Origin of the sequence: Benzoatithermus flavus, from assembly GCF_037908215.1 — a bacterium.
GTDB lineage: Bacteria > Pseudomonadota > Alphaproteobacteria > Geminicoccales > Geminicoccaceae > Benzoatithermus > Benzoatithermus flavus.
In genome coordinates, this window is record NZ_JBBLZC010000145.1 from 1 (window position 1) to 524 (window position 524).

Annotated in this window: 1 protein-coding gene; it reads right to left on the reverse strand. The window is 54.4% G+C overall.

The genetic code is table 11. The annotated features are described in order from the left end of the window. Window positions 1–524, reverse strand: a 524-nt coding sequence (locus U1T56_RS24585) for a protein kinase domain-containing protein (protein WP_418162094.1), incomplete at both ends; no start/stop codon positions are given.

Sequence of the window (524 nt, forward strand, 5' to 3'; positions counted from 1 at the left end):
TCCGGCGACAAATAATGAACCGAACCGAGCACCGAGTTCGTCTGTGTAATCGTCGTTCCACTCATCGCCACCGCGATGCCGAAGTCGGTCACTTTCACATTGCCGTGCTCATCAAGCAAAATGTTTTGCGGTTTAATGTCGCGGTGGATAATACCGTTCTCATGGGCATGGGCGATGGCCGACGTCAGTTGGTCCATGATGCAAAGCGCCCGCTCGACCGGAAGCGGGGCATGCTGCTGAATGTACTGTTTCAGCGTCGAACCGCGCACATACTCCATCACGATATAATAAAGGCCTTCTTCCTCGCCGACGTCGTAAATCGGCACAATATGCTCATGATTTAAGCTCGTCGCCGCCTGCGCTTCGCGGCGGAACCGTTTAATAAACCGGTCGTCGTTGGCAAAATCAAGGCGGAGCACTTTCACGGCGACATCGCGCTCCAAAATGATGTCGCGGGCCAAATAGACATTCGCCATGCCGCCGCCGCCGATCAGGCTGATGATTTTGTAGCGGTCGTTCAATCG